An 8,126-nucleotide genomic window follows, 5' to 3' on the forward strand; every position below is an offset into this window, starting at 1 on the left:
ATGGTCCGGGTCGCTAGAACGGTGACCACCGGCGCCGCCGAGATGTCCACTGTCTGCCAGGGGCATTTCGACCGGGGCCAGTGGTTTGTGACGGGGGAAGGCCAGGCTGCAGCGAACAAGTACGGCACAGTCCTCCTGCCGCGCAGCACGGTCCTGATCAAGGGCGTCGGAGAGACCTACAGCGGCATCTACTACGTCACCCACGTCACCCATCGGTTCACGGCGGACGGCTATGTCCAGCACTTCTGGGTGAAACGCAACGCGCTGATGCCCAAGGGCGACGAGGACTTCGCGGGTGGGGACGACGGGCTGCTTTCCCGGACGATCGGAGGCCGATAATGACGCTGGAACGGGTCGTGGCCGACTTGACGGAACAAATCGAGCGCCGCTACTACGGCAAGTACCGCGGGATTGTGGTCGACCACAAGGACCCGGCCAGGCTGGGCAGGCTCAGGCTCCGCGTGCCGAGTCTGCTGGGTCCGGACGTGGTCACCGGATGGGCCACGCCCTGCCTTCCCTTTGGCGGTGCCGCGGACCAGGGCTTCCTTTTCGTACCGGAGCGGAATGCCAGCGTGTGGGTCGAGTTCGAGGAGGGTGATCTGGAGTTCCCGATCTGGGTCGGCACGTTCTGGACCAGTCCGGACGCTGAGACTCAGCTGCCCAGACCTCAGTCAGATGACGGGAGTGAGACCACCGAGGTGCAGGATCCGCCGATCCGGAAGATCATCAAGACCGCCAAAGGCCACACGATCCAGTTCGAGGATGCGGACGGCAAGGAGGCCGTGCTCGTCCGTGAAGGCGTTCAGGGACACCTGGTGAGGATGGACGGGAAGGGGGTCACCATTACCGATAAGCGACGTAACACCATTCGGCTCAGCGGGGACGGCATCGAGGTGGAGGAGAACAACGGCAACACGCTGCGGCTCAGCAGGAACGGTGTTGAGATGAAGGACAGCAATGGCAGCGCGATCAGGATGGCCGGCTCGGGTATGACCCTCACCTCCGCGGTGTCTTTTACGATCGACGCTTCGGGCCAGAACGTAACGATCATCGCAGATGGCATCAACCTCACCAAAGGGTGAGGGGCGCTCCATGGACAGGCGAGTGATCGTCCAGGGTGACCCGGTACTGGGCACGGACACCCACAACGTGACCGGCCCTGTCCTGACGACTCCACTCACCACCTACTTCGGAACAGCTGACTTCGACTACCACGGCACCATCACGGATGCCGTCAGCGATTTCCTGACGATCGACGGACGGCCCGTGGCGCTGGTGACCAGCCGGAGCACCCTCGACCCGGGCGAGGACAAGGCACCCTCCGGCAAGCACGCGGGGTTGAGCGGGCACAACTTTCTTCCGGCATCTCCTCCCTTGCTTGATAGGAGCAAAGTCATCATCACGGACGCCCCTTTGGGCGGTGGCTCTCCCAACGCTGCGGCCGGCAGCGCGGTACTGACCGTCAACGGCGTCAAGGTGCTGCTGGACAACGACCCCATGGACACCTGCAGCGGCGTCGGCGCGCAAGCGGGCTCAAAGGTGACCGCGAAGGGCCAGAGTCTTGTGACCTGCTCGGTATGAGCGGCATCGCGCAAGTGATCAGAGCAAGGGAGGTAATGACAGCGTGGCCGGCGGATTCGGTTTCCCGTTCGGTGTCAATGCTTCGGGTTCCATCGCACCCGAGCCGGACGAAGACCATCAGCTGCGCGGGAAAATCATCCACGTGCTCTTCACCGCGCCGGGGGAGCGGCTCAACCAGCCCGACTTCGGCTGTGGGCTCCTTAACCTCGTCTTCGAACCCAATAACACGATCCTGGCCGCGGCGGTCGAGTTCACCGTCGGCCAGGCCCTAGGTAAGTGGCTTGGCGACGAGCTGGTCGTGGAGGACGTTGAGGTACAGACCGCCGGCGAGGCGATGACAGTGGAGGTCGGCTACATACGCCGTCGTGACTTCACCCGGCGGACCGTACGGGTCACGTTTCGCTGACTGATGCGTTGCCTGGCTCGTCACGTCCTGGTGCGTCTGCGCACCCAGTCCCCGTTGCGGGCGTAGGTGCGGAACCCTCGAACAGAAACAAGGTGATGGTGGAAATCGGCGAGGTGGACGGACGGCCGTTCATCGACTATATGGCCCGTGATTATGAGAGCCTGCTGCAGGCCATGCGCGCTCGGATCCCGCAAACGCTGTCAGAGTGGCGGGACTTCACGAATGAGGCCGACTTCGGTAACGTCCTGCTGCAGCTGTTCGCCCATATGGGTGACATCCTGAGCTACTACCAGGACCGGGTCGCCAACGAGAGCTTTCTCGCGACCGCGCGCACGCGGCGCAGCGTCATCGAACACCTTCGGCTGATCGGGTACGAGCTGGCCTCGGCCGCACCGTCCGCCGCCGACCTGGCCGTGAGCGTGCCGGCCACGGTGACCGATGTGGTCACCGTCTTCTCCGGTGACGCCTTTGCCACCAGCAGCCACCCCGACCGGCCCAGTGTCCGCTTCGAGTACCTGGGCGCGGCTCCGCTGACCATCAACTTCGGAGCGCTCCAGCCGGACCCGGTCACCCGGCGCAAGGTCTTCGGGGCGGCCGGCTGCGGCATCCCGGTCCAGGAGGGCCGATCAATCCGGGACGAACTGGTGGGGGTGTCCAACGGTTCCCCTAATCAGCGCTTCCCGTTGACCCACCCGCGCCTGATTCTGCGGCCGCCGGGACCGGGTGCGCAGTCCGTGAACGACCTACGGGTGGTGACCAACTCGGCGGGGCAGGTATCGGCGTGGACCCGGCGGGACAGTCTGGCCTTCAGCCAGTTCAACCAGCAGGACTATGTCGTCGAGATCGACGCGGAGGACCGCGCGGTCGTCGTCTTCGGGGACGGCGTTTTCGGCAGCGTGCCGCCCAGCGGGGCGCAAATCCGGGCCAGCTACCGGGTGGGTGGCGGCCAGGCAGGCAACGTTCCGCCCGAGACGATCAACAATGTGGTCAGCTCCCCGGCCTTGGCCACGCTCGGCGCCGAAGTTTTCAATCCCGGCCCGGCAACCGGTGGCGCTGACCGAGAGAGTATCGCCCAGGCTGTCCGCCAGGCACCGTCAGTGTTCCGCTCGATGCGTCGAGCTGTAACTGCTGGCGACTACGAGACACTCGCACTGAGCTTCGGCGGAGTCGGCAAGGTCCGCGCCGCGCCGACCGGCTGGAACCACGTGACCCTCTATGTGGCTCCGGTGGGCGGCGGCAGCGTCAGCGATGTCCTGGAGGCCGGCCTCATCGCGTTCTTCGAGGACAAGCGGATGCTCAGCCAGATCATCCAAATCTCCGATGTGAAGTATGTGGAGATTCGAGTGACCGCCCTGGTGACCGTTGAGAGCTTCTACGCTCCTGCGGACGTACTGGCCCGGGTGCGACAGGCCGGGGCCGAGCTACTTGCCTTCGACCGGGTCGACTTCGGCGAGAAGATCTACCTGAGTCGATTCTATGAACACATCCAGAATGTACCGGGCGTAGTTTCTCTCAGAATCACCGAGTTCCGACGCGCCGACCCTCGTGCCGACCCGATGCTGCCGCTCATCGAGCCGCTAGGAACCATTGAGCTGGGTCCCCACGAGGTGCCCATCATCCCGGCCAGCCCCGAGTACGCCGCCGGCCTCAAGGCCGAGACCGACGAACTGGGGAGGCAGTGACATGCGGTTGTTGGACATCACCGCCACCGCCCACCACTACGGCAATCGGATCGACCTCGCCTGGCACTACCCGGTGAACCTGGCCAAATCGTTTGGTGTGCGCGTCATGCGCGGTGAGCGCAGCTACCCGGCCCACCCCGACGAGGGCGTATGTGTGGCGCAGGAAGTCGGGCTCACCAGCGTCCAGGACCACCTACTCAAAGGTGAGACCGTGTACTACTACTCCCTGTTCCCCTTCACCGGCGACCCGCCGCAGTATCACCTGGACGCCCACAACCGGACCATCGCGATGGCCATCTCCCCATACGGCTTCGCAGACCTGCTCTACTCGATGCTCCCGGAGATCGCCCGCCGCTACGACGCAGAGACCACTGCGCGCCCGGGAACTGTAGCGTCCGCTCACCGGGACCAAGGGCAGCTGCGCCGCTTTCTTGACCTGCCGGGGAGCGAGCTCGACCGGCTGTACAGCTGCGCGCGCGCCGTGCTCTCCTTCGCTAACCCGGAGCGCGTCGACGGACGGCTTCTGCCGCTGTTGGCCCAGTGGATCGGCTGGCACACTGACCACCGTCTATCCCTGGACGCTCAGCGCAACGAGATCCGCGCCGCTCCACGGATCTATCAGGGCATTGGTGGGGCACCAGCCCTGGACGCCATGGCGACCCGGGTCACTGGGTGGACCAACCGTACCAAGGAGTTCGTGCACAATGTGGCACAGACCAACCGGCCAGAGCTGCTGAATCTGTGGTCAGCCGTACGGGATTCGGCAGAAGCCTGGACGGAACCGGCCCTCACCTCGGTGAACTACGCCTACGACGGGAGGCCTGCGGCGGTCCGCGAGCCGGACGGGTCGGTGCTGTTCATTTACCACACCCGGCGCGGACACAGCTGGGACATCTGGGCCAAGCGTTATGCGGACGGGCAGTGGCAGCCCAGCGTACCGGTGGTCGACCGTCCCTGTCTCGACCGGAACCCCGCAGCCGCGCCGCAGGGCAACCGGCTATGGCTGTTCTGGCAGGGCTACGACTCGGCCGAGCCGGCACCGGACCGCAGGTGGCGGATCTGGTACACCCGCCGCAACGGTGCCGTGTGGGCCAAGCCGGAGGTGTTCGGGGACCGGAAACACAACCGCCGAATGCCGGCAGCGGTGGCGGACGATGCCGGAGGAGTCTGGCTGTTCTGGTTAGAGGACGCCGACGGTGCCCAGCGACTGCGGTACAACAGGCATGATGGCGCCGCCTGGCAGCTCGCGGTGCCGGGAACTGTGCCGCTGGACGATGACAGCGAAGCCCGGGCCGAGGAGGATCTGTTCGTCCTGTTTCATCCGGAGGCCGGCACCCCGCGGCTGTGGCTGTTCTGGGCCCAGCAGGAGGCGGGCGAAGGCCCAGGCCAGACCAGGTGGCACGTGGTCTATCGCACCAAGCAGGGGCTTGACCCTGCCAGCGACGACTGGTCACCCCTCCTGCGGCTTCCCAGAGACACCGACAAACACCATGACAGGCAGCCCGCCGCGCTGCTGTCGGCCAATAGCACCGACGGCGCAGTCGACATCGAGCTGTTCTGGAGTTCCACCCGAGACGGCGGCTGGTCCGTCTACCACAGCACCGTCACAGTGGGTACCGGCGTCTGGGGTGCCGCTGAGTCGGTTGTCTCCGGCCCTTACACCTGCCGTGCCCCTCTGGCCGTCACCATCGATGGCCAGACCCTGCTCCTTTATCGCTCGAACGAAAGCCCGAAGTATCCCAGTGTAATGTTCGGCGCCACACATACCGTCGACCACCGCTACGCCGGAACCACCACAGTCGACACCCGTGCCCTGGCCAAACGGCATCTGTATGGCACCTTCGGGGACTTCCAGACCTACACCCACAGCACGGGAACAGGTGGCATACGCACCGATGCCCATCGCATCGCGGCGCGGGACACCATCGGACTGTTCCTGAGCCCGGGCACCGACAGCCAAGAGCAGATCAGGGCATCCGTAACGCGACTGGCCGGTGTGGTGCGCGAGTTCACGCCGGTTACCACACGGCCGGTGTTCATCATGGAATAGCAGCGGCCACACGGGCACGAGGAGAAGATCATGCCGGACTATTCCCAATCGCCGCTCGAACTGCTACGGAAGAGCCGAGAACAAGGATATGTGGGCATTCACATCGAGCAGGGCGTGCCGATCCTGGACCGTGACCTGAACCTCCTGCAGGATCTGGTGGCAGCCACAGCGCGTGAGGTGTTCACCCGGTACATCGGCAATGGGAACGCCAACGGGGACGACGGTTTCGCCATCTGCGCACTGCCGGATGACCAGGGTCAGAACGACTTCGCCATCATGGCAGGCACCTGCCTAGTGGACGGGGTCGAATACACCATCCCGGAGATGATCACCTACAGCAGTCAAAAGCTCAACAGCCTCACCACGCCGACGACGAACCGGACTGATTGCGTCTACCTAGACGCCGAGCTCGTGGAAGTCGACTGGACAACAGACCCTGCTCTGTTGAATAGCCTTGACATCGGAATCCAGACCTCGGTGCGGATCAAGCCGGTATGCGTCGTGCGGGTACACGAAGGCTCTGAGGAAGTTCCGCCCCCACTGGCGAAGGGACACAGACACCATCTATTGGCACTCCTGACCCGTCCGGCAGGCAGCGACAGGATCCAACAGAGTTTCATTGCAGACAAGCGGCAGCGCCGACTGACAATGACCGACATGGAGATTCGGCTGAGCGAGCTCGAACGGCTTCTGGCTCCACGGTTCGCGAGCGATCGCCCTCAGTTTGAACCGAAAAGTGGCGTGGTCAATCAGCCAGTCATGCTCAACGGCAGAAATTTCCACCTGGAAGGAACCCAGGTGTACTTCGGCAAGACAAAAGCGGATGTTGTAGGAACAGGGGCACTTAACCAGATTGTGGCCCAGGTGCCTGCTGGCCTGACCACTGGCCCCACTGACGCCCTCGTGCTGCTCACCGTACTCAACACGGTGGGCACGGCGGTCAGCACGAGCCGGTTCACCGTGTCGGCAGACCCGGTGTTCGCCGCCCCCGGAGGGCAGTTCAGCCCCGATCACGGAACCCCAGAGAGCCCGGTCGACATCTACGGCTTCAATTTCGACACCGATGGAACGCCACAAGTGCTCTTCGGTGAGGTGGCCTCCACCGAGGTCACACTGCAGTCGGACTCCCTGATCCAGGCGGCAGTGCCCCATGGGCTGGTGCCGCTCGACAGCGCGACCCGGCAGGTGCAGATCACCCTAAAGATCGGGGACAGATCCGTAACCAGCGACGACCAGTTCACAGTCGAGCAGACAGTTCCCGAACCGACCTTCACGATGCCGCCATTCACTCCGAAGACAGGCAGGGCCGGGGACCTCATCACCTTCAACGGAACCAACTTCGACACCGGCTCGCTGCGGGTGTTCTTCGGTTCCAAAAAGGCTGACAACATCGAAGGGGCGCCGTCTGCAACCCAGTTCGCCGCGAAGGTGCCAGAGGGTCTGGAGCCAGGACCGCTCAAAATTCGGATCGTGACCGCCGGAGGCAGCGTCACCAGCACCACTAACTTCACGGTGGCGACAGAGTAAGCCTCCCTCCCTAGCCAGACCAAACTCATCAAGTCGAACCCATTTCGCCGTCGCAACCGACAAACTGCAGACCGTGGCCGCTTTCGGTCTTGGCCAGCCAGGCTGGCCAGCCTCCCGCCATACGGACGGAATACTGCGCGAGTGCGGTCTTGCCGGCAGCCCCGCGGGGAGAGCGTTGTGACCGACTACGTGATCTGTCCGGCCATCCCCAGTAATTCTCTCAACATCCTCAGACGCATTATCCGGCTCGTTTTGTGAACAGCAGGGAGGCCACCGTGGCCGTGATCTCGGCCGATACCTTCGACCCGCTGCGCCGTTTTGTCAGAGTCCGGCTGCAGCAAGGCGTCCCGATTGTGGACGCTGATGTCAACGAGCGGGAGGACATCCAGAAGTTTGAGCTGCGCGCGTTCCTCAAGTGGTTCGTGGGAGACGGCGTGCCGGAGGGTAACGACGGCTTCCGGATCGTCGGCACCGGTCTGCCGAACGATTTCAAGATCCGGGCCGGGGCCGAGGGGGCCCCGGACGCACTTCACCGGATCGGACGGTGCCTGGTCCAGGGCCTGGACGTGATGATCGAGCACGACCTGCAGTACACCGCCCAGCCCCTGCACGAGAGCCATGGGACACCTGCCGCCGAACTGGCTGCCCGGCTGAACGTGCCGCTGATCGGGAAACTCGAGTCGATTGCCAAGCCCCAGATTCTGGTCTACCTGGACGTGTGGGAACGCCTGGTCACCCCGGCGGAGGATCCGCAGCTGATCCACCCCGGGCTGGGTACCGAAAGCTGCGCCCGGTACAAACGCGAATGGGTCGTCCGGACCCGGGCCGGCGACGCGCTGCCCCGCCTCGGAGACGCCGACTTCGACCCGTCGCACGCATA

Annotated in this window: 7 protein-coding genes and 1 pseudogene; all 8 read left to right on the top strand. The window is 64.3% G+C overall.

Annotated features, from left to right (window positions below; genetic code table 11):
* Nucleotides 1-339, top strand: a pseudogene (locus ABZ318_RS37990) (hypothetical protein); the annotation flags it as partial.
* Nucleotides 339-1,082: a phage baseplate assembly protein V gene (locus tag ABZ318_RS37995; protein ID WP_356906986.1), complete on the top strand. Its 744-nt coding sequence runs from the start codon at nt 339-341 to the stop codon at nt 1,080-1,082. The pseudogene ABZ318_RS37990 and the gene ABZ318_RS37995, both read left to right, overlap by 1 nt.
* Nucleotides 1,083-1,092: 10 nt before the next feature.
* Nucleotides 1,093-1,581: a hypothetical protein gene (locus ABZ318_RS38000; RefSeq protein ID WP_356906987.1), complete on the top strand. Its 489-nt coding sequence runs from the start codon at nt 1,093-1,095 to the stop codon at nt 1,579-1,581.
* A 43-nt stretch (nt 1,582-1,624) separates the two neighbouring features.
* Nucleotides 1,625-1,987 carry a GPW/gp25 family protein gene (locus ABZ318_RS38005; RefSeq protein ID WP_356906988.1) on the top strand — a complete coding sequence of 121 codons (363 nt, stop codon included), beginning with the start codon at nt 1,625-1,627 and terminating at the stop codon, nt 1,985-1,987.
* 95 nt (nt 1,988-2,082) lie between these two features.
* Nucleotides 2,083-3,669: a baseplate J/gp47 family protein gene (locus tag ABZ318_RS38010; protein WP_356906989.1), complete on the top strand. Its 1,587-nt coding sequence runs from the start codon at nt 2,083-2,085 to the stop codon at nt 3,667-3,669.
* 1 nt (nt 3,670) lies between these two features.
* Nucleotides 3,671-5,719: a hypothetical protein gene (locus ABZ318_RS38015; protein WP_356906990.1), complete on the top strand. Its 2,049-nt coding sequence runs from the start codon at nt 3,671-3,673 to the stop codon at nt 5,717-5,719.
* Between the two features lie 30 nt (nt 5,720-5,749).
* Nucleotides 5,750-7,246: an IPT/TIG domain-containing protein gene (locus tag ABZ318_RS38020; protein WP_356906991.1), complete on the top strand. Its 1,497-nt coding sequence runs from the start codon at nt 5,750-5,752 to the stop codon at nt 7,244-7,246.
* 275 nt (nt 7,247-7,521) lie between these two features.
* A partial coding sequence (locus ABZ318_RS38025) for a DUF6519 domain-containing protein (protein WP_356906992.1) occupies nt 7,522-8,126 on the top strand: 605 nt, incomplete at its 3' end.

It is taken from the genome of Streptomyces sp. NPDC006197 (genome assembly GCF_040613865.1).
In the GTDB taxonomy this organism is placed as follows: Bacteria; Actinomycetota; Actinomycetes; order Streptomycetales; family Streptomycetaceae; genus Streptomyces.

Bases quoted from the DNA above. Each gene is read 5' to 3' on its own strand.
- ABZ318_RS37995 (WP_356906986.1), top strand. From the start codon at position 339: ATGACGCTGGAACGGGTCGTGGCCGACTTGACGGAACAAATCGAGCGC.
- ABZ318_RS38000 (WP_356906987.1), top strand. From the start codon at position 1,093: ATGGACAGGCGAGTGATCGTCCAGGGTGACCCGGTACTGGGCACGGAC.
- ABZ318_RS38010 (WP_356906989.1), top strand. From the start codon at position 2,083: ATGGTGGAAATCGGCGAGGTGGACGGACGGCCGTTCATCGACTATATG.
- ABZ318_RS38015 (WP_356906990.1), top strand. From the start codon at position 3,671: ATGCGGTTGTTGGACATCACCGCCACCGCCCACCACTACGGCAATCGG.
- ABZ318_RS38020 (WP_356906991.1), top strand. From the start codon at position 5,750: ATGCCGGACTATTCCCAATCGCCGCTCGAACTGCTACGGAAGAGCCGA.